Below are 19712 nucleotides of genomic sequence, written 5' to 3' on the forward strand. Positions count from 1 at the left end.
TTGCATGCCAGATCTCCGATCTTCCTAGAACCCAATCGTATAAAACGAGTTCTGGGAGACCTTGTTGGCCTCGTCCACCGTGATCCAGCGCTCCATGTAGCGCTCACCCCAGCTGTCGCTGAAGGCGATCTCGTTGGTGTCCTTGTTGTACCCAATGATGAGCACCACGTGGGCGGACTTGTCATTTTTGCTGAGTGTATTCGCGGCGGCTTCAGTGGTTACCTTCTGCTTCCAGGCGGCCCAGTCTGTCACGTCCTTGCGGGCTGCGGTGCGTTCGTTGGCAGTTTTGTTGAACCCATCCGTGCTGTAGAGTGCCCAGATCACGGGCACGCCCTTGTCGATGTGTCGGGCCAGATCTTTGATCTTCATATCTCCCTGGAAGGAGTCAAAGGAGCGCCCCTTGGCCTTGATGTGTCGGGCCACACCTTGCAGTAGCGCGTTCACACTGGTGCCACCGCCGTAGCCAGTCTCACCGGCATTGGCCAGGATGTACATGTCTGCCGGCACACCCAGATAGCGCATCGCACGCTCTGCCGTGGCAGGCACGCAGTAGCCCTTGGGGCCTTGGTCCACCATGGGGATATCTTTGATGACCACGTCCCCGTTGGGGCGATTTTCCAGGTGCTTCTTCGCCTGGTCACGGATCACCGCATCAGAAGTGCGCGCCACCTTGCCGCCGCTGTCGGCAAATTGTGCCGTCACCACCTGCAGGCCTACGTATTCGCCCTCGGCCTCGGCCAGCAGCACAGCCTGGCCGCGCCAGTCCCAGCGCTGCATGTTCATGCGGCCCACCTTGCCCTCGCCGAACCGTTCTTTCTTTGGGGCACCGAGCTTGCCGGACATGGACTCCGTGATCGAGGTCAGATCCTTGTCCATCGCCGTCTTCACAATCTTCGCTGCTTCTTCCGGGGGCGTGTCTTTGTCGAAGTGCATCTCCGCGCTTCCCTTGGAGCCGAAGAGGTCGCCCTTGTTCGCGTACACGATCGAAAGTGCCGTCACCCGATCGCCGGCGGCATACAGGGCCACGGAGTACGGGCGTGCGCCGAAGAGCCGGTAGTCATCCTTCGGGTAGGAGCGGTAGCTGCTCTGTGTGGGGGTCTTGGACTCCTGGCGCAGCCCCAATGCAGCCGCTACCTCCGCTGCAGGGCGTTCCCAGAGAGGCTTGTCTGAAAACAAGGGCTGCCCCGCCACGCTGTTTACCTCTTCCACGGTCAGCTTGTCATTCGGATTGGGGGCGGGCTTGAATCCCGAGGGGCTGGCTTCCGCGATCCCTGCAGGGGCTGAGCCACCCGATTGCTGGCGTACGTACTCCTGATCCGCCGCACTCAGCGCGCTGAGGGGCAGGGTCATGGTGCGCCCGTCCTCACGTACAATCGTGACCTGATCACCGGCGACCGCAGAGAATCGAGCCTTGAGAGTGCTGCCCTGCTGACTCGTGAATACCCTCATTTCAGGCGACGGAGCGGCTCCCGCCGGGGCGGAAATCAGAATCGCAGCCAAAAGAGCACCCGAAGCGGCTATTTTCATGGGTTCACGTGATACTGGAAATCTAGCCGATGCGCAAGATCACGCCTGCCCGGCGCTGTTTAGGCGCCTTCTCACATCGCGCATTTATCTTCGCAAAAAGCGCATTCGCTGTGCTTACGGGATGCCTTTCGGTCCCTTCGCATCGCAGTCCCGGCTTACTTAAAGTTTGGCCCCGTGATTCTCCCGCTGGAGTCCCGGTAGGTCACATTGCCTGCCGGGCTCACATATTTCGTGCCCAGGATCTGGCCGCTACCATCGCGATAGGTGGTGGTCTCTGAGTCGCCCGCCTTGGTGGAGCTCGATGTCACCGCGATGCGTCCCTTGGAGTCCCTCGTCACTTCTGTGCCAGACGCCATCTTTTGCGTGTTGCCGGTGATCCTCCCTTTGCTGTCGCGATGGGTGACCGTACCTGTATAGGGATCCTCGCTTGAGGTTGAGACAATCCTGCCCGACCCATCCCGTGTGGTGACGGTGCCCGTGGGGGACACATCAGACGTGCGTGCGATCCGTCCTGAACCGTCGCGAATCGTTTCCCGGATCCGCGAGAGCGTGGCCGTGCTGATCTGGATTTCGAGATTGCCTTCTTCAAGGGAGCGCTTGGAGCTCGTCTTGGAGGTTTCCGCCTCGGACTTCTTGGGCGGAGCGGCGCTGGCAGAGGTGGAGGTCAGCAGGGTGAGGGCACCGGTGAGGGCCACAGCGAAGGGGGCAAATGAGGTTTTCATACCACAAATGGATCTGGCGAAATTGTCGCTCGCATGGGATGCAAACTCCAGCCAATTTATTCATTTCCCCGTGCCTGTTTCTTCATCGCTTGCTGTTCCGTCTGAAGTCGTCGCTCCGTCGCCGCTTGCGCCCTCCTTCCGGGAAGCGCTTCGCTTCTGGGTGAAGCTTGGCTTCATCAGTTTTGGCGGGCCTGCGGGACAGATTGCGATCATGCATACCGAGCTGGTAGATCGCAAAAAGTGGATCAGCGAACCGCTGTTTCTGCATGCGCTGAACTTCTGCATGCTCCTGCCTGGTCCAGAGGCCCAGCAACTGGCCACCTACCTGGGCTGGCGTCTGCATGGCGTGAGGGGAGGGATTGCCGCGGGTGCCTTGTTCGTGCTTCCAGCAGTTTTCATCCTGTGGGGGCTTAGCTGGCTCTACATGAGCCTGGGGCACGTGAGTTGGGTGGCGGCCATCTTCTACGGGCTGCAACCGGCCGTCATGGCCATCGTGGCGGCGGCCGTGCTTCGGATCGGGCGGAAGGCATTGCGCAACTGGGTCCTGTGGGGTCTGGCGGCGATCGCATTTCTTGCCCTCTTTTTGTTCAAGGTGCCTTTCGTGGCGGTCATGCTGGGGGCAGGGGGGCTCGGGTGGTTGGGCAGTGTCTTCGCGCCGCAGTACTTCGGTCTCTCGCGAGCTGCCACCCCGGCTGGGAAAAGCGAGGGCGTCACGTCCACTGCAACAACGGCTGCCGCTTCTCCAGATCGAGCCGCGGCGGATATGGATCTTCCCGAAGGCTCAGCCACCTCCAGTGGCGGATCCGGATGGGCACATGCGGTCCGCGTGATCGGCGGTGGTGTCGTACTCTGGTGGTTGCCCATCGTCCTCGCCGGGATGCTCGCGGGGTGGGAGAGTGTTTGGTTCCAGCTAGGCCTCTTCTTCAGCAAGGCGGCCATGATCACCTTCGGCGGAGCTTACGCGGTGCTGCCCTACGTGGCCCAGCAGGCGGTGGACCAGTATCACTGGCTCACCACCCCCCAGATGATGAGCGGTCTCGCCCTGGCAGAGACGACGCCCGGTCCGCTCATCATGGTGCTGCAGTTCGTCGGCTTTGCCGGGGGCTGGCAGAATCCTGGCACTCTCCCACCGCTTTTCGCGGGCACGCTGGGGGCGGCCATCACCACATGGGCCACCTTCGTGCCTTCCTTCATCTTTGTGCTCACTGGGGCTCCTTATATTGAGCGACTCCGGCGTGTGCGGAGCCTATCTGCCATGCTCTCGGCCATCACTGCGGCTGTGGTGGGCGTCATCCTCAATCTTGCCGTCTGGTTTGGCATTCACACCCTCTGGCCCTCGGGCGGCTCCCTGGATCTATTCGCCCTCGGTCTCGCGGCAGTTCTCTTTGCCGGCATGCAGTGGCGGAAATGGGATGTAATCCCTGTGGTGGCGGCTGGCGGGCTGCTGGGGTTGGTATGGCGTCTGCTCGTTGTGGGCGCGTCGTAGTCTAGTCACAGAGTTTTGCTCGCTCCCGTGAATTATTGGGTGTAAGGACCTGCGTCTGTTTCCATGTCAGAGGCTCCCAAAAAAAACGCCGCTGGCGACCCCAGTCGTCCACCTGTTCAGATCCTCAAAGCCCGCCAGAGGGTGCTTTCAGAGGATGAGTTGGCTGTCTCGATCGTCATCGCATTTGAAGACATCCGGGCGAAGCCGGATCACCTGCTGAGCTGGACGCGTGGCCAGACCCTGCCGGAACAGCACTACGAAGTGATTGTGGTTTCCGATGGGCGCTATCGGGAGACAGAGAAGGAGATTGGCAAACATCTGCGTCCGCAGGATGTCCTAGTCCGCTCGCAGGGGACAGAGCGGTTCTTGCTGTGCAATGTGGGTGCGGAGGTGGCTCGCGGGAAGATTTTGCTGTTCACTGAGGACCACTGCGTGGCGGAGCCCGGCGGAGTCGAGCTTGCTGCCAAAGTGATCCATGAGTTTGAAAAGGAGTGCGTAACGCTCGGCTGGGGACACATCAACGACAACTATGTTGGCGCTCTGGAAGAGCAGGTGACAGATGGAAATCGGGATGTCTGGGATGCTCCAGGGCACTGGAACAAGCTGCGTGCTCGAGGCTTTGTCATCACCCGGCGTGCCTTTCAGGCGGTGGGTGGGTTCCCCATTGGCCACGGCTTGTTTGCGGAGGCTCTTTTTGCCGCCCGGTTGCATCAGCACGGCGTGGAGGTGGCCGTCACGCCGGAGATCGGCCTGCGGCACGTCAACAGTCATTCTCTCGCGGATCTGGGCGCGCATGCGCGGGATTACACCTACCATGAGTGCCAGGCATCGGGAGACCTGGAGCCGGAGTTTTTCCACCGCTACTTCAGCCTGCCGGAAGTGACGTCCAGTGCATTGATTCCCCCCCGGGAGGGGCGTCGCATTGCGCCACTGGTTGCCCGGGAACTGATGCGGGAGGTACAGCCGCATGGGCGGCCTCGTCGCTGGCCCCGCATCGGGGCCTGGCTTGGTCTTCTGCTCCACACCATCACGGTGGGCTATGGCAGCGCTGGCTCCAGCTTGAGATCGCGCATGGCGGTGTGGAGGAGTTGGTGGGGTTGCCAGATCTGGAGGTTCGATGAGAAGCGGCGTTGCGCCTCCTTCTCCAGCTTCTGGCTGCGCGTGGTGGACCATACCCGGGTTTCGTGGCTGCTGAGCCGCCGTCGTCCCGCCATCCTTTCCCACGGCAATCCTGCGGGGGATTATCGAGGCGAAAAATTGGCCAGCCTGCGTGCCTGGGGCGTGCACGCTCTGGAGAAGGATGGGGACACACCGCTCCGCTGGACGGGCGGGGTGGGGGTGATCCCTCTGGAACTGCCTCCTGGGGACTATGAAGTGACATTCGACACCGCAGGCCTCCGTGGAGGGGACTGCCGTTTCCCGTTCGTCGTTTACTGGGGGCGGCACCGCGTCGGACGACAGAGCCTCCGCCATCACCGGACGAAGGTGTCCTTCGACATCACGTCCAAAACCCCCGAGGGACGCTCCTGCCTGCTCTGCATCCTGGTGCCGGTCACGCTGCGAAGCGAAGCAGACCCCAGGGAGTTGGGCTTCCCTCTTGCCGCGCTGGAGGTCCGTCCGGTGAAGGAGCGCTGGAGCACCGTGCAGATGAAAAAGACCGAGGGGGCAGTTTCTGCCAGCTCATGAGGTCGCCCCGTCCTGCAGAATTTGGGGCAGGCGGTCTGTGCAAGGTCATCACGGTGAACACCGCCGACCACGGGGGCGGGGCTGAACGCCTCGCCTGGCAGATGTTTGAGGGCTGTGCCGCACTGGGGCTCGACTCCTGGTTTCTTGTCGGGGACAAGAAGTCCTCGCATGAGCGGGTCCTGCCTTTTTACCTCAGCCCTTACTTCGACTATCGGCCATTCGCCGGAAGTTGGACGCAGCGGCGGCAGCGGACCTTGAAGTGGCTCTCTCGACGCGCCGGACTGGACGACTTTGAGTTCCCGTATTCCCGTCACCTGCTGGAGCTCACCGGCTCGGTGCCGGATGTGGTTCATTGTCATAACCTCCACGGCGGCTACTTCGATCTGCGGGCGCTGCCCTGGTTGTCGCGTCGGGTGCCGGTGTTCCTCACCCTGCAGGACGCATGGACCGCCACTGGACACTGCGCTTTTCCCATCGATTGCGAGCGCTGGCAGCGACACGTGGGCTGTGGTCAGTGCCCAGACCTGAGCCTGCCTCCGGCGGTCGAGCGGGATGCCACCGCGCTGAACTGGTGGCGCAAAGCGCGCATCTTCGAGAAGAGCCGGCTCTACATCGTCGGCACCAGTCAGTGGAGCCTCGATCTCGCCCAGCGCTCCATCCTGGCTCCGGCCATGGCGGATGCCCGCTTGATCCCCAACGGGGTGGATCTTTCCGTCTTCCACCCCGGTGACAAGGCAGCTGCCCGAGCCGATTTGCCGCTGGCACTGTCTGGAGCCCTGCCGATGCATGCTCTGCTGATGATTTCCGTCGCGCATGCCGGTGCCGGCAATCCCTTCAAAGACTGGCCCACGCTGAAGGCTGCTTTGGAGCGACTGACGCACCCTCCTCCTGCAGCAGGGGGAGATCGGCCGCTGCATCTGGCGGTCATTGGCGGGAGGGTGGGGACGGAGCAGGTCGGCCCAGTCACCGTTCACCACCTCGGCTACCTTTCCCATGCGGAGCTGGCCCAGCACTACCGGGCGGCCGACCTCTTTGTTCACGCCACCCGGGCAGAGACGTTTGGTCTGGTCATTGCGGAAGCCATGGCCTGTGGCCTGCCCGCCGTCGTCAGTGATGTGGGGCCCACCCCGGAGGTTGCTGTCCCGGGTCATGGCGGCATCTTGGTGCGAGCCTTCGATCCTGGCGATCTAGCCAGGCAGCTTCAGACTCTGATTGCCAGGCCGGAGTTGTTGCCCGCCTTGGGGGAGCTGGCTGCCCAGTATGCCCAGCGCCATTTCGACGCCCGCCAGATGGTGGATGCCACCTTGGGCTATTATCAGGATGTCGTCGCTCAGTGGCGGGCGGAGAGGGGAGATTACGTCTCTCGTGCGCTTCATCTCTGAGGCGGGCAGAGCGCTGGAAACGGGGCATGGAGAGGTGGGGGTGAGCCCCTCGGCCCGGAAATCCCTTGCGTCCCGGAATCCCCCTGCTAAAGCAAATTGCTCCTTTATCTAGCGAGCATGTCCACTACTACTGACCTTCCGGTGGTTCGTCCGTCTGATCTCGGCCAACCCATTTACGTGGGTTCCGTGCAGCGGCTTTACGCGGTTCCGGGCCGCGAAGACCTCATGGTGTGCGAGACCACCAATGCGGGCTCTGTATTCGATGTCGGCAGCATCTTCGACATCCCTGGCAGTGACGTGGCGCGCGCCACGTTCCGCCACGCCCTCTACACCCGCATGGCCAAGCCCGAGACGTGGCTCAAGGTCAAAGAAGCCATTCAGAAGGAGATCGCCAAGCCGGAAGCCTCCGCTGAGGCCAAGGCTTTCCTGGAAGACCTCCTGGTGGGACCGCTGGAAAAGATGGTGGTGAGTGGGGCCAACACCCACCACACCGGCATGCTCGACTCCGTGACCGGCGAGATCGCCGCAGGGATGCCTGAGAACCCGAGCACTTTCAACGTGGTGCGCCGCTTCCCCGTCATGAAGCCGGTGCAGAAGCCCATCCTGGGCTCCTTCGTGTACGACTACTCCATGTTCTACCAGGCGGCCACCTATGTGATCCCTCTGGAGTACATCGTCCGTTTCGGCATCACCGGCGGATCCTCCGTGCTGCGCAAGTACGCCAGCCTGAGCGACGCCGACAAGAAGACGTATGAGAACGAGCTGGGTCTCTCCCAGGCCATGCAGGCCTGGCAGTTCCTGCCCCGCCCGATTTTCGACCTCACCAGCAAGCACGAGCCGGAAGACCGGAACGTGACCAAGCAGGAAGCCGCCCTCATGAGCGGGATGGAGGCAGACGCCTTCGTCAGCACCATCAAGCTGAGCCTCCTGGGTGCCTGGGCCGTGCGCCAGCTTCTCGATGAGATCGGCCTCCTCCTCTGGGACATCAAGTGGGAGTTCGCCGTGGACGAGGGTGAGTTCTTCTTCGTTGATACCATTGACACCGACAGCTTCCGCGCCACCGCCTTCCTCGAGACCGAAGGCAAGAAGATCGTGCTGCACTACAACAAGCAGTCCATGCGCGACTACTACAAGATCGCCGAAGCGACCTGGTTCGCCGGCGTGAACGACGCGAAGAAGGAAGCGAACAAGACCGGCACTCCTTTCACGAAGGTGCTCAAGGAAGGCCAGGCCGCAGGCAAGTGGCCACACACCCCGGTGGTGCATCCTGACTTCCTCGCCCTGCAGGCGAAGAAGATGGACATCATCCGCCAGCACGTGCTCGGCAACACGGAGCCGGAAGTCTCCAAGGCTGCCCTCCGCGAAGTCGGCGAGGCCGAAGTGGACTTCTACCGCCAGCGCGGCCTCTTCGACGAGTATTGCAAGGCCAACGCCATCTAGTCCTCCGGCGGAGTCCTGATGATTAAACCAGACAGAATTAACGGAATTAACAGAATTGGAATGACGCCCACGATCTTGCGAACGTCCCTCGTGGCTCGCTGCTGTGGAAGCTTGAATCCAATTTCGTAAATGCTGTTAATTCTGTCTAAAAAATCTCCCCATTTCCTGTCCCTCCCTCCCGCTTTTTCATGACCAAGACCTACGAAATCACCGGCAAGTTTGAGAGCGAGGGCAATGCCCAGTCGCTGCTCTACGCTCCGCCAGCCCATCCGCTCACCTTCCGTCGGACCACGCGGTACCTCTTTGAGTATGATGGCAGTGAGGCGGCGCTGGATGCCTTTGTGCAGAAGGTGCTGGTGGACCCCATCAGCCAGGAATACCACAACGACGGGCTGCCTCTCTGGGACAACACCACCTTCATTCTCGACTACGGGATGAAGGGCGGCGCTCTGGACCTGGAGAAGGAGACGATCCTCAACTACTACCGCAAACTCGCGGCACCCGGGTTCGAGCTCAAGAAACTCACGCTCAAGACCCGCATCTACGTGTTCGGTGAAGGCGCGGACTCCTCCGTGTTCGTTCGCGACATCGTGAACCCGGCCATCCACACCTGGGAAGTCGTCCTGAAGACGGCGGCTTGATCTTTATTTCCTCCTCCCTTTCACATGCCCGACCCCACTCCCAAAGCTGTTTACCGACACGTTCCCATCTCCGGGTTGTCGGGTGATGAATTGCTCGCTCTCAGCCAGCGCTCCAAGCTCTCGCTTTCCCGCGAGGACATGCTGGCCGTGCAGGCGATCTTCAAATCGGAAAACCGCGAGCCCACTGATGTCGAGCTGGAAGTCATCGCCCAGACTTGGAGCGAGCACTGCAAGCACCGCATCTTCGGCTCCCGCATTGAGCACACCGTTGACGGCGAGTCAGAGGTGGTGGACGGCCTCTTCAAGACCTACATCAAGCAGGTCACCGAGCGTATCATCGCCAAGAAGCCCGACTTCGTGCTCAGCGCCTTTACGGACAACGCAGGCTTTGTGAAGCTGGATGACGAGCTGGCCGTGTGCCTGAAGGTGGAGACGCACAACCACCCCAGCGCGATCGAACCGTATGCCGGTGCCAACACGGGCCTGGGCGGCGTGATCCGCGACATCTTGGGAGCAGGGAAGGGGGCCAAGCCCGTCGCTTCGCTCGACGTGTTCTGCTTCGGTCCGCCGGACACCCAGCAGGAGGACATCCTGGCCAAAGACGTGATCCACCCCCTCGGCGTCATGCGTGGCGTGGTGCGCGGCGTCCGTGACTACGGCAACCGCATGGGCATCCCCACCACCAGCGGGGCCATCCAGTTTGACGACACTTACATTTACAATCCCCTGGTGTTCTGCGGCACCATGGGTGTGATCCCGATCAAGGACATCCAGAAGGAAGTGAAGCCCGGGCACGTGCTCATCGCCGCAGGCGGTCGCACTGGCCGCGACGGCCTGAAGGGGGCGACGTTCTCCAGCGTGTCCCTCACCACCGCCAGCCACGAGGAAGACCAGACGGCGGTGCAGATCGGCAACCCGATTGAAGAGAAGAAGGTCGCTGACTTCATCCTCGCTGCCCGCGCCAAGGGCTTGATCCAGTTTGTCACCGACTGCGGTGCCGGCGGCTTCAGCAGCGCGGCGGGCGAAATGCTCAGTGAGACCGGCGGCGAAGTGTGGCTGGAAAACGCCCCGCTCAAGGCTCCCGATCTGGAAAGCTGGCAGGTCTTCATCAGCGAGTCCCAGGAGCGTATGGTCATCGCCATCGAGGAGAAGGACCTCCCGGAGATGCAGAAGCTCGCCGACATCTACGAGACCGAGCTCTGCGTGCTGGCCAAGTCCGACGGCACCGGCATTCTCAAGGTGAAGCACCATGGCGAAATGGTGTGTGAGCTCGATTGCCGCAAGCTGCACGAGGCACCCCGCCGCCACTTCAAGACGGAGTGGCAGAACGTGGATGCTGATGAAGAAGGCTGCTACATCTCCTTTGAAGATCCCGAGGCGGGCAATGAGATGCTCAAGGCGGTGCTTTCAGACTTCGCCATCGTCTCCCGCGAGCCCATCATCCGCGAGTACGACCACGAGGTGCAGGGGAATACTTTCCTGAAACCCCTGGCCGGTGCCACCGGTGATGCCCCGCAAGACGGCTCCGTCATCCGTGTGGATGGCAGCAACCAGCTCGTGGCCTTGGGCCTCTCCCTTCTGCCGGAACTGGGCAAGACCCACCCGCACCTCATGGGCCGCGCCTGTGTGGATGAGTGCCTTCGCCAGCTTGTGGCCATGGGTGCAAACCCGGACCGCATCGCCATTCTGGACAACTTCTGCCTGGGCAACCCCGACGACGCCTATGAACTGGGTGCGCTCGTGGAGACGACCAAGGGCATGGCCCAGTCCGCCGAGATCTACGGTGCTCCGTTTGTCTCCGGGAAGGACTCCTTCTACAACTACTTCAAGACCGACGAAGGCCCGATCTCCATCCCGTGCACCCTGCTCGTCAGCGGCTTCGGGGTGGTGGAGGACGCCTCGCACGTGGTGGGCTCCAGCATCCGCAAGACGGGCAGCAAGCTCTTCCTTCTCGGCCAGTTGGCCAGCGGTCTCGCCGGCAGTGTCTTCGCCCGCATGGTCATGCAGGGCTCCGAAGATCCTGAAGAAGACGGTCTCGTCTTCCCGAATGCGCCGGAGTTCGATGAGCAGGCTTCTTTCGCCTCCTACAAGCAGTACAACGAACTGGTGAAGAAGGGCGCAGTGCTCTCTGCTCACGACATCAGCGAAGGCGGCCTGGCTGTCACGCTGGCAGAGATGGCCTTCTCCGGGAAGGCCGGCATCAAGGTCAATCTGGGTGACATCCCCACCACCGTGGAGCTTCAGCCTGCTGAGTACCTCTTTGGCGAAACGCCGGCCTGCATTGTCTTCGAGGTGGCCCCTGAGCACGCCGCCCTTGCCGAGTCCCTCGGCTTCACCGCCATCGGTGAAACCACCGCTGACGGCCAGCTCGTCATCATCGATGACGAAAACACCTTCATCAACGCCTCCATTTCCGAACTCAAACCGCTATGGCAAAACGGCCTCACGCCCTACTACTGAAATACCCCGGCACAAACTGTGACGCCGAGACCTCCCGCGCCCTTGAGGCGGTGGGTTTTGAGACTCAGGTGCTGCCCATCGCCCTCCTCGAATCCCATGCGCTGGACAACACCCAGCTCGTGGTGTTCTCCGGTGGCTTCAGCTACGGGGACTACGTGATGTCCGGCCGCTTTGCCAAGCTCAACACGTTGGCCAAGGTGGGCGACGGACTGCAGCAGTTCGTGTCCCGTGGCGGTCACGTGCTCGGCATCTGCAACGGCTTCCAGATCCTCACGCAACTTCACCTCCTTCCGGAAGGCAGCCTCATTCACAACACCAGCGGTCGCTTCATCTGCCGCTGGGCGGGCCTGAAGAAGAACGCCGCCAGCCCGTATCTCCACGCGCTGCCGGATGAGTTCGAGCTTCCCGTGGCCCACGCGGAAGGCCGCTTCGTCGGCATCGATGACGCCGCCGGCCAGTACGTGCAGAACGGCCGCGCCGCCCTGCTCTACACCAGCGACGTGAACGGCAGCAGCCAGCAGATCGCCGGTCTTCAGGATGAGACGGGTCGCGTCTTCGGCCTCATGCCGCACCCCGAGCGCTTCACCGCGAAACAGCATCACTATGATCCAGACTGGAACGGCGATGCCGACCACGGCTGGGGATACTACATGTTCAAGAGCGTCCGCGAGGCGGTGTAGGAGTAGCGATTTTTGAATTTGGATCGGGATGACTGATCCGGGAGCGCGGGCCGCAGAGATGCGGTCCGCGCTTTTTTGGTAGGGGCTGTCGGCGGAGGGCGGAACAGGGCAACTTTGTTTGTTGCACGCGGTATTGTGAGCGCGCTATCATTCGGTGGTTCCGATTCACTCCCCAATACCTTCCCGCGGCATATGCTTGAATGGTTCACTGACACCCTCGGACGGCAACGACTGGTGTACGGCCTCGTCGGCCTCGGCATCAACGTGGGCCTTCTCTACTTTGTCGGCCTCATCTGGTTCTGGCTGTGGGCGGTCGCCATTGTCCTGCTGCTGTCGTCCATGTTCGGGGAATGGTAGAGGAGAGAAGTGAGATCACTAATGAGGCGCTGACATGTCTGAAGCACTGATCAAATGCCCTGTCTGTGGCGATCTCCTCGTGGAGGTGGAAGCCGCGCTCAACCGGACTTGGGGGAACGTTCTGGCGACCTCGTTCGGGAGTTCACAGTTGCAGATCCGATTGGAGGGCAAAGATTGGATGCCCTTCATGATTGCCGACCGAAGCGCCAAGGGGCTCTATTGTACAAAGTGCGGTAGCCTGAAGATTGCACCTTCCATTGAAGAGCACCGGACGGCCTTGGGGTTGGAGCCGTGAGGGGACAACCTAGGCCGCGAAACTGGCTTGGTGTTGGACAAGCGTGATGGGGCGCTTCCAGTTCACAATGAAGTGTCTCAATGACAGCGAGATTTCCGGCTGGCTGCTCGACAATGCAGTTCGAACTAGAGGAAACAACCGTTGTGTGAGGCGCTGAGTTGGACGCGGTGATTCCAGTGTTTTCCAGTGAAGAGGGTTGGAAAGCTTTTTGGGAGGGCGACGATGTGCTCCCGAGTTCGAGATGGTTGTCTTGTCTGCAGGCGAGTGATCGGGGTGTCTGATCGCCACATAGCCGGCGAAAGCGGCGTCGAGCCGCACGCACTCCAAGACGCTGCCGCGCCTCAACGGGTGCCATAGCACAATCTTCATCCACTCCTGATATGTGTATTCTTATTGCTCATAACCGCGCGAAGCGTCTTGGAGTACGGTGGCTTGACACCGTTTTCGCCTGCCCATGCAGCTTGTGCCTAATCTTGGCCCTTCCGCCAGATGGTAGGTGAGATTTTCAACTTTCGGCGCTCAATCTTGCCAACTTCCAGCGTCGGTGAGAAGCTTCCCCAGGTTTCACCCAGCATGTACCTCATTCGAACCAAGGAGCCTCCCGGCGGGTTATACATGAAGACCTCGGTCGGGCTTGCTATGATCGCGTTTGCGACGGACGATCTTGCCTGTCGCTACCTAAAGGCGATTCAGATGGAGGCTGAGTACGTGTCGATGTCCCCAGACGAGGTGATTCTATCCGAGCTGGATGACTTGGGGGACGGGCAAAAGATCTTGATGTTCCCTTCGGTGGAGGTGGTTAGAGAGTATCTTCGAGATCGTGAGAGCTTTCCCTCCCAAGACTATGTCATCAGGTGGAAGAGACCTACGTCTCCCTGTCCGGAGATGATCGAGGGTGCCACGGTGGTGCTGGCGGCCTCCATCAAGAGCTCAGATGATCCCCGATTTGCGTTTTCACGACTAGTCGGAGGGAGGGCCGTGATGGCAAGATTCCGCGGTCTTGCCATTGCTCGGGACGACCTTTGTACAACAGAAGACAGGGTGCTTCTATTCGCTTGTGACGCAGGATGGAATGCCGTGAATCGATGGAATCTTCTGACGATTGATGCCATGGTTGAGGGGGCTCGATCCTTCGGCGTCGATTTATCGGACTGGCGTCCGGTCGCGTAGGATTCCCTCGATGGATTGTTCAGAGGGTGTCGATTGATGATCGATGGGGGCGGATGTAATGGAAGGTGCCGCGTCATGCTGCGGGCTATGTCATAGTCTCCATCCACTCCTGAGGTGTGCTTTCTCACCAGCCTCAACTGCGCGAAGCGTCTTGGAGTACGGTGGCTTGACACCGTTTTCGCCTGCCAACAGCGCTGGCTTCTCCTCTATCGCTCCATCAGCCGATCAGTCTGCCGCTGCCGAATCAATCCCCTGGAAACCATTCCGTGTGCTGGTCTCCCTGACGTCCATAATATGTCACGCGCCGTCCAAGCAGGAACGCATGGTATCCAGCCACACCTGCGTTCATTGCCCGGGTGGTAAAGTCTCGGTAGTGCTGGTTCTTTTGCTGGCTGTCGCGGATGTTGGCGACGAGTGAGGCCGCATCAAAATCGTGCGCCACGGGTGGCAATGACTCGTAGGAAATCGTGGTCATCACCGCGGCACCCACCCCATCATGGAAGGTTGTCGTCAGAGCGAGGTAGTCCACATGGTAGCTTTCCACTCCCGCCTCGATCAATTGCGCAACAATTTGCGGAAAAGGCGTGCCGCCGGCGAGAGTCGCCCGATGGGCCTGCGTGATCAGATCGGCGTTCATACAGTGCAACCTTCCTCCTCACGGGTCCACCTGCAACGGCACCATCACGGTTCCTTTGCTGACCAGCGGCATCGCAATGGCCAGCAGCACCAGCACCAAGTAGATCAGAGACAGAGCGGGCCCGATGAAACAAAGGAAGGCGTGAACAAGACGATCCGACTCATGTCCGGAATCTGGGTCCCGCAGAGACCGAATCCCTGCGATGGCCATGGCCACGGCAAAAGCGGTTGCGCAGATCGCCGGTGCATTTGAGCCGGACTGATTTGTCACCAGGATTTGGGTGAGCGCGGGCATGGGGCGGCCGCCGTGGTAGGCCACAAACCCCTGCGACGCGACACGGGCAATGCCACCCGCCAGCAAGGTGGTGAGCGGCAGGCTCACGGCACTGAGCAAGATCATGGCGCTGAAGATCCAATGGCGGACGCGAGGGTTTTTCATGTCGGCGACATCCTCTCCAATGAGCTCCCATCGGGCAAGTCCTATCGGGTGGGCATAGACATTGCGGAGGATGAGAGGATGGGCAGCAAAACTCCGCCGTTCTCGCGCGGGATGATTCCGCTCGAGGCGCAGCTAGATGGGAATGAGACGCCGCTATTCCACGGTCTTGACAATAAAAAATGCAGCGATTATAATTTCTCACGAGACTGACTCCGCGTCCTCCGGGCGTTCTCCATCAAAGAACTGCTGAGCACCAGGCGACATCCAACGCCACCTGAGAACCACCCGTTTTTTCATCACATTGGTCACCGCGTAGGATTTCCCCAAGGGAGTTGGGCACGGTCGAGATGGGAGTCTGCATGCACTGGGATTCAATCCCTCGGTGGCGTGGTCGCTCTCCATCGCCGATCTCCCGGTCTTTTCTGGGTACTGCTGCGGGGTGTCTTCGCACCTGCCTCGACGCGCTGCGTTCCTGGCTCATCCCGCCTGAGTCATGCCTCAAGAATCCAACCGCCTCTGGCTGATCGGCACCCAGATCTTCGCTATCATTGCCGTGCTTCTGGGCGTGGTGGGGCAGGAGACCCGGCTCCGCAGTTCCCGTCCGCCTTCTGCCAATGTCGTGGCGGAATCTGCGGGCAAGGCAGGGGACGGGTCCATTTCCAAGCGGCTTTGGGAGGATCCTTTGGAGGGGCTGTCCGAAGAAGAACCTGGGAAGCAGGAGACTGCCGAATCAGAGCAATCCGCTGCTGCTCCTGATACCAAGATCGCTGTACCGACCGCTCCAAGTATTCCCACCCCAGAAGTACCCCCTCATGGGCACGAGCCCTCACCCGCGGCGACCGCTTCCCGTGGGGATGCCGGACAGCGAATGAGCACGCTGATCCTTACCGTTGCGATCGACGGTGACCCTTCTCCTGAGGCTAAGGAGGTGCGTCTGCGCAGCCGCTACGCCCTCTCGTCCGCCCTCTCGGCCGCCGGGTACTGGTCCAAAACGCAAAGGATGCAGAGCTTCGTCCTGTTGGCGGAGAAGCGTGGAGAAGCATCCGATGCTGCCCAGCGTCGTGCGCAGGGAGAAGTCATTGGGCGGTCGGAACGTTTTGAGTTTCTTGGTACAGGGAGCCCTCGCGGGGAGGGCGCTACCCGGCGCGCTGACCGGACCATCAAGTCGGCCCATGTCGTCTGGATCAACAAATCCAAAATCCCTGCCGACAAGGTCCCACCATCCCGGATCAAAGAATCCTTGGAGGCCGCCTTCTGCAGCGAAGGTCATGTGCACTCCGATCTGCCAGGAGACCTGCGCCGCGTCTTTTTTCACCTGGGGGACAGTGACGACTATGTGGACTTTGCCTACAGTCCCACTTCCGTATGGCGGAACAAGGATGAGCTGTCCGACGCGTTTGAGACCCATTTCCTGCGAGCCACCATTCCGGATGAGGCCGCCCGGCAGTTTGCCCGCCGGCTCTACGGCAGTACAGAGGATCCGGGCTACTGGTTGAGACTTTGGCGGCCCACCCTGAGCGATGCGGATACTGCCAAGGCGACCGTGAATGAACTCTGTCTGCGTGTGCCCCGGCTCAAAGCGGAGCGCCGGGAGGGCGAGCCCCGCCCACGGGTGGTCATCCTCATCGAGTCCGACACGCTTTACAGCCGCGCGATCACTGAGGAATTGCAGAAGCTCTTTGCCTTCAAGAAAGTGGATCTGGAGTGCCGCACCTACCTGCGCGGGCTGGATGGCAGCCAGGCGGACCAGAGACGCAATGTCGATCAAGGTAGTGCCGCAAGCAGCGGAGGGCCTCGGTATGAGGCGCCCACCTTTGCCATCAGTGAACCTGCCCAGGGCACTTCCCAGCTGGACTACCTGAGGCTCATGGCCCAGCACCTGGCCCGGGAGGAATCGGAACCTGGCAAGCCCAAGATCGCCGCTGTGGGCGTGCTGGGCAGTGATCGATGGGACAAGATGCTGGTGCTTCAGGCGGTGCGGCCGGAGCTGCCCTCGGCCGTCTTCTTCACCACGGATCTGGACAGCCTCTATTTCCAGAGGGACTTCCAGACCTTCACTCGCAATCTCGTGGTGGCCAGTGCCGCCGGACTGGTGCCCAGGGTACCTGCTGGGATGCCGGAAATTACCTGGCGGCTCCCACCATTGCGCGACTGCTACCAGACCATCTTGGTGGAGCAGACCTGGAACGCCCTGCGTGGGTCCCGCACAGAGCATCCGTTGGACACGGTGGACCGCTCCGCCCGTGTTTACGAAATCGCGGCGGGTCAGGAGGTGGAGCAGCAGCCTTCCCCCGGCGACTTGCCGTTCCTGCGCTGGCTCAATGACACCATGGCTGCGTGGTCGCGCGAACTCTATTTCCTCGCTACCTTTGTGGGGCTCGGCCTGTTGGGCTGCATCATGGTCGTGGAGCGGCAGCGCCGAAGGCTGCTGGAGAAGGCGGAGCAGGAAGGCGGGGGCGATCTCCCCAACAACGGCGACACCTCATCTGCACCAGTCCCGCGGAGGAAGAGGGGAGAGCGTGCCCCCTCTGCGCCGGCGAGCCGGAAGGAGTGGTGCTTGAAGCTGGTGGATGAATTGCTCAACAACACCCGCCTGCCCTCCCTGGCGAACGCCGTGCTGGTCACCGTGAAAGTATTAGGAATCACGAGCTTGGTGTTGCTTCTTGCCGCCTTCCTCTTTGACTGGAATCTTGGCCTGGAAGATGTCGCCTGGGCTTCTGGTACCAGTATCTGGCCCAGCATCCTCATTCGACTGGTGGCTTTCATGTTGGCCATCAGCCTGCTCAAGACGGCCTTGAGAGACCAGGAGACCCGCCGAAGGGAGCTTGATGCTGCTCTGGAGAAACATTTGGAGAAGGCCTACGATAAGGTGGATGTGCCCATCGCCATCAGTTGCTGGGAGCTGCTCCGCCAGTCCGTGGGGCTGTCTCCCTATCGGGTGCCCTCCAACTTGCCCGAGGGGGACCCCCCGCGGTCCATGAAGAAGATCTTCCTGCTGGTGCGGTCCCAGCGCACCCGGCTCTGCCGTGTGGCCGTCTTCGCCGTGGTGTATCTGCTTCTCTGTGGCTGGCTCTTCGCGCGCTGGCCCACGTTTGTCCCGGCCCGCGGAGACTTTGCCTTCGTAGTGGAGCGATTCATCCTTCTACTGGGAGTGGCGATGTACATCGTGCATTTGGTGTTTTGCATCGATCTCCATCTCTCGGCTCTGCACCTCATCCGGGCGCTGAAGAAGCTAGCCCGGCGTGATCGCAGTCCGGACTTTCCTCCCACCCTGAACTGGGCGCGCATTCTCGCCATCGTGGCAGACTTCACCTCCTCCGTGGGACGCACGCTGCTTTATCCCCTGATGGTGCTGCTGCTCATGATCGTCTCCCGCTTCCGCATCTTCGACAACTGGTCCATGCATCCCAGTCTCATGATCACCTTCGGCCTGGGAGCGGTGTCGCTGCTCGGCATCTCGCTCGTGCTCGTCTTCGCCGCCCGGGAACTGCGCCAACTCTGCCTCGCCGTGGTGAAAGAGAAGCGCCAGCATTTCGCCCCACGCGATGCCGAAGCGGCTCAGGCCCACGAAGCAGAGTTGGCAGAAATCGAGAAACTCAGCGCCGGAGCTTTCGCCCGTTGGTATGAGCAACCCGTTGTCGTTGCCCTCGTTTCCTTCATCGGGGTCTTCGGCAGCACCGCGGTGGCTGAGCCGCTGGTGCGGTTGTTTGTGGGAGGGTGAGCCGGTGCGTCAGTGCGTCAGTGCGTCAGTGCGTCAGTGCGTCAGTGCGTCAGTGCGTCAGTGCGTCAGTGCGTCAGTGCGTCAGTGCGTCAGTTTGGGTTCGAGGTAATGGGTGTGCTGGTGAGGTTTCTTGCTTGCGCTGGAATGGGGGGCTCAAGAACCAATTTTCCCCATTGCGTTGTCAGAACGCGCTTCTAAAATCGCCCACAACAACCTCCATTGCTCTTCATGCTCGCGGAAATTCTTGGCAACGCCTGGCAACTTTATCGCAAACACTTCGTCCTCATCACCGCGATCACTCTCATTGTTTGGGGGCCGCTGGAGTTCTTGAGCGGCTACATGGACACGTTTGTCTTTGATCCAGAAGACATGCGCCGGTCGTTTAAGTTTTACCAGTTTCTGGACAATTTCTTCGGCATCATTGCCATCGGAGCTACTTTGGCTCTGGTGGATGCTTCGACGCTCGGGCAGCGGGTGACTCTGGGGGGCTCGTTCTCCGCAGGACTCCAGGCATGGGGAAGGTTGTGGTGGTCGCGGTTCCTTTCCATGCTCTTGATTGTGCTCGGGTTGGTCGCCCTTATCCTCCCGGGTATTTATCTCCTGGTTCGGCTGTCCCAGGTGGAGACCCTAGCGGTGTGTGAGAGCATCTCGGGTCCTGCAGCCATGCGTCGAAGCTTTGAGCTGACCAAAGGGCAATTTTGGCCGCTATTTGGGCTGGGGATGCTCTTCCTGCTGGTGGTGGTCCTCTACTTTGGAGTCCTGCTGGTGCCGGCGTTGCTTTTCCCTGAGTACGAGAATTGGCTGGTGGATGCTGGCATCGCGCTGGTCTCGGATGTCGTATTCGCCTACGCCACCGTGGCAGGTTACACGACGTACAACTGGCTGGTCGCCAAGCAAAGTTCTCGGTTGAATCAAACGTCGCCACCCCAGTGGCCACCGACGGCGGTTCAGTAGCTCGTCGCAGCGATTGATGTTTGAGCGCCTCCGATATCTCGAGTCGATCCTGTCTAAGAACTGCCCCAGTCAATCAACACCTGGATGCGAAGCATCTTTGGGACTGCGGTGAGAAT

Annotated in this window: 16 protein-coding genes; 12 read left to right on the top strand and 4 right to left on the bottom strand. The window is 60.8% G+C overall.

All coding sequences use genetic code 11. The annotated features are described in order from the left end of the window. Window positions 1–24 precede the first annotated feature (24 nt). Window positions 25–1527: a C39 family peptidase gene (locus BV106_RS16705; RefSeq protein WP_081891822.1), complete on the bottom strand. Its 1503-nt coding sequence runs from the start codon at window positions 1525–1527 to the stop codon at window positions 25–27. A gap of 155 nt (window positions 1528–1682) precedes the next feature. Beyond that, the gene (locus BV106_RS16710; RefSeq protein ID WP_038166551.1) at window positions 1683–2249 is read right to left on the bottom strand and encodes a hypothetical protein; all 567 of its coding nucleotides are present in this window, start codon (window positions 2247–2249) and stop codon (window positions 1683–1685) included. A 70-nt stretch (window positions 2250–2319) separates the two neighbouring features. Here BV106_RS16710 and BV106_RS16715 point away from each other — a divergent pair, with 70 nt between their 5' ends. From BV106_RS16715 to BV106_RS16755, 10 genes are all read left to right on the top strand, one after another. After that, window positions 2320–3735, top strand: a complete 1416-nt coding sequence (locus tag BV106_RS16715; RefSeq protein ID WP_038166622.1) for a chromate transporter — start codon at window positions 2320–2322, stop codon at window positions 3733–3735. Window positions 3736–3798: 63 nt separating this feature from the next. Next, on the top strand, window positions 3799–5421 hold the full coding sequence (locus BV106_RS16720; RefSeq protein ID WP_038166553.1) for a glycosyltransferase family A protein: 1623 nt from the start codon (window positions 3799–3801) through the stop codon (window positions 5419–5421). Further along, complete coding sequence (locus tag BV106_RS35745) at window positions 5418–6803, top strand: glycosyltransferase (protein WP_051945963.1); 1386 nt, start codon at window positions 5418–5420, stop codon at window positions 6801–6803. Before BV106_RS16720 ends, BV106_RS35745 begins: the two co-directional genes overlap by 4 nt. Before the next feature lie 117 nt (window positions 6804–6920). Beyond that, on the top strand, window positions 6921–8243 hold the full coding sequence (locus BV106_RS16730) for a phosphoribosylaminoimidazolesuccinocarboxamide synthase (RefSeq protein ID WP_038166556.1): 1323 nt from the start codon (window positions 6921–6923) through the stop codon (window positions 8241–8243). Between the two features lie 188 nt (window positions 8244–8431). Further along, window positions 8432–8884 carry a hypothetical protein gene (locus BV106_RS16735; protein ID WP_038166558.1) on the top strand — a complete coding sequence of 151 codons (453 nt, stop codon included), beginning with the start codon at window positions 8432–8434 and terminating at the stop codon, window positions 8882–8884. A 24-nt stretch (window positions 8885–8908) separates the two neighbouring features. Further along, window positions 8909–11344: a phosphoribosylformylglycinamidine synthase subunit PurL gene (purL, locus tag BV106_RS16740; protein WP_038166560.1), complete on the top strand. Its 2436-nt coding sequence runs from the start codon at window positions 8909–8911 to the stop codon at window positions 11342–11344. Further along, window positions 11314–12024 carry a phosphoribosylformylglycinamidine synthase subunit PurQ gene (locus BV106_RS16745; RefSeq protein WP_038166561.1) on the top strand — a complete coding sequence of 237 codons (711 nt, stop codon included), beginning with the start codon at window positions 11314–11316 and terminating at the stop codon, window positions 12022–12024. The genes purL and BV106_RS16745 overlap by 31 nt, the downstream gene beginning before the upstream one ends. Before the next feature lie 192 nt (window positions 12025–12216). Continuing rightward, window positions 12217–12381, top strand: a complete 165-nt coding sequence (locus BV106_RS38600) for a hypothetical protein (RefSeq protein WP_265595768.1) — start codon at window positions 12217–12219, stop codon at window positions 12379–12381. Between the two features lie 34 nt (window positions 12382–12415). After that, window positions 12416–12676, top strand: coding sequence for a hypothetical protein (locus BV106_RS16750; RefSeq protein WP_038166562.1), 261 nt, complete (start codon window positions 12416–12418; stop codon window positions 12674–12676). Window positions 12677–13249: 573 nt separating this feature from the next. Further along, window positions 13250–13846: a hypothetical protein gene (locus tag BV106_RS16755; protein ID WP_265595769.1), complete on the top strand. Its 597-nt coding sequence runs from the start codon at window positions 13250–13252 to the stop codon at window positions 13844–13846. Window positions 13847–14090: 244 nt separating this feature from the next. Here the strand turns inward: BV106_RS16755 and BV106_RS16760 are convergent, their stop codons facing one another. Continuing rightward, on the bottom strand, window positions 14091–14483 hold the full coding sequence (locus BV106_RS16760) for a DUF1398 family protein (protein ID WP_038166567.1): 393 nt from the start codon (window positions 14481–14483) through the stop codon (window positions 14091–14093). An 18-nt stretch (window positions 14484–14501) separates the two neighbouring features. After that, the gene (locus BV106_RS16765; RefSeq protein ID WP_265595770.1) at window positions 14502–14921 is read right to left on the bottom strand and encodes a hypothetical protein; all 420 of its coding nucleotides are present in this window, start codon (window positions 14919–14921) and stop codon (window positions 14502–14504) included. Between the two features lie 493 nt (window positions 14922–15414). Between BV106_RS16765 and BV106_RS16775 the strand changes: the two genes are divergently transcribed. Continuing rightward, complete coding sequence (locus tag BV106_RS16775) at window positions 15415–18642, top strand: hypothetical protein (RefSeq protein ID WP_038166574.1); 3228 nt, start codon at window positions 15415–15417, stop codon at window positions 18640–18642. 228 nt (window positions 18643–18870) lie between these two features. Next, window positions 18871–19596, top strand: a complete 726-nt coding sequence (locus tag BV106_RS16780; RefSeq protein ID WP_038166575.1) for a hypothetical protein — start codon at window positions 18871–18873, stop codon at window positions 19594–19596. The last annotated feature ends 116 nt before the right edge of the window (window positions 19597–19712 follow it).

It is taken from the genome of Verrucomicrobium sp. BvORR106 (assembly GCF_000739655.1).
In the GTDB taxonomy this organism is placed as follows: Bacteria; Verrucomicrobiota; Verrucomicrobiia; order Verrucomicrobiales; family Verrucomicrobiaceae; genus Verrucomicrobium.

What these genes read in the sequence shown, in the direction of transcription:
- BV106_RS16780 (WP_038166575.1), top strand. Translation starts at nt 18,871, where the DNA reads ATGCTCGCGGAAATTCTTGGCAACGCCTGGCAACTTTATCGCAAACAC.
- BV106_RS16760 (WP_038166567.1), bottom strand. Translation starts at nt 14,483, where the DNA reads ATGAACGCCGATCTGATCACGCAGGCCCATCGGGCGACTCTCGCCGGC.
- BV106_RS16735 (WP_038166558.1), top strand. Translation starts at nt 8,432, where the DNA reads ATGACCAAGACCTACGAAATCACCGGCAAGTTTGAGAGCGAGGGCAAT.
- BV106_RS16710 (WP_038166551.1), bottom strand. Translation starts at nt 2,249, where the DNA reads ATGAAAACCTCATTTGCCCCCTTCGCTGTGGCCCTCACCGGTGCCCTC.
- BV106_RS16705 (WP_081891822.1), bottom strand. Translation starts at nt 1,527, where the DNA reads ATGAAAATAGCCGCTTCGGGTGCTCTTTTGGCTGCGATTCTGATTTCC.
- BV106_RS35745 (WP_051945963.1), top strand. Translation starts at nt 5,418, where the DNA reads ATGAGGTCGCCCCGTCCTGCAGAATTTGGGGCAGGCGGTCTGTGCAAG.
- BV106_RS16720 (WP_038166553.1), top strand. Translation starts at nt 3,799, where the DNA reads ATGTCAGAGGCTCCCAAAAAAAACGCCGCTGGCGACCCCAGTCGTCCA.
- purL (WP_038166560.1), top strand. Translation starts at nt 8,909, where the DNA reads ATGCCCGACCCCACTCCCAAAGCTGTTTACCGACACGTTCCCATCTCC.
- BV106_RS16765 (WP_265595770.1), bottom strand. Translation starts at nt 14,921, where the DNA reads ATGAAAAACCCTCGCGTCCGCCATTGGATCTTCAGCGCCATGATCTTG.
- BV106_RS16730 (WP_038166556.1), top strand. Translation starts at nt 6,921, where the DNA reads ATGTCCACTACTACTGACCTTCCGGTGGTTCGTCCGTCTGATCTCGGC.
- BV106_RS16775 (WP_038166574.1), top strand. Translation starts at nt 15,415, where the DNA reads ATGCCTCAAGAATCCAACCGCCTCTGGCTGATCGGCACCCAGATCTTC.
- BV106_RS16755 (WP_265595769.1), top strand. Translation starts at nt 13,250, where the DNA reads ATGTACCTCATTCGAACCAAGGAGCCTCCCGGCGGGTTATACATGAAG.
- BV106_RS16750 (WP_038166562.1), top strand. Translation starts at nt 12,416, where the DNA reads ATGTCTGAAGCACTGATCAAATGCCCTGTCTGTGGCGATCTCCTCGTG.
- BV106_RS38600 (WP_265595768.1), top strand. Translation starts at nt 12,217, where the DNA reads ATGCTTGAATGGTTCACTGACACCCTCGGACGGCAACGACTGGTGTAC.
- BV106_RS16745 (WP_038166561.1), top strand. Translation starts at nt 11,314, where the DNA reads ATGGCAAAACGGCCTCACGCCCTACTACTGAAATACCCCGGCACAAAC.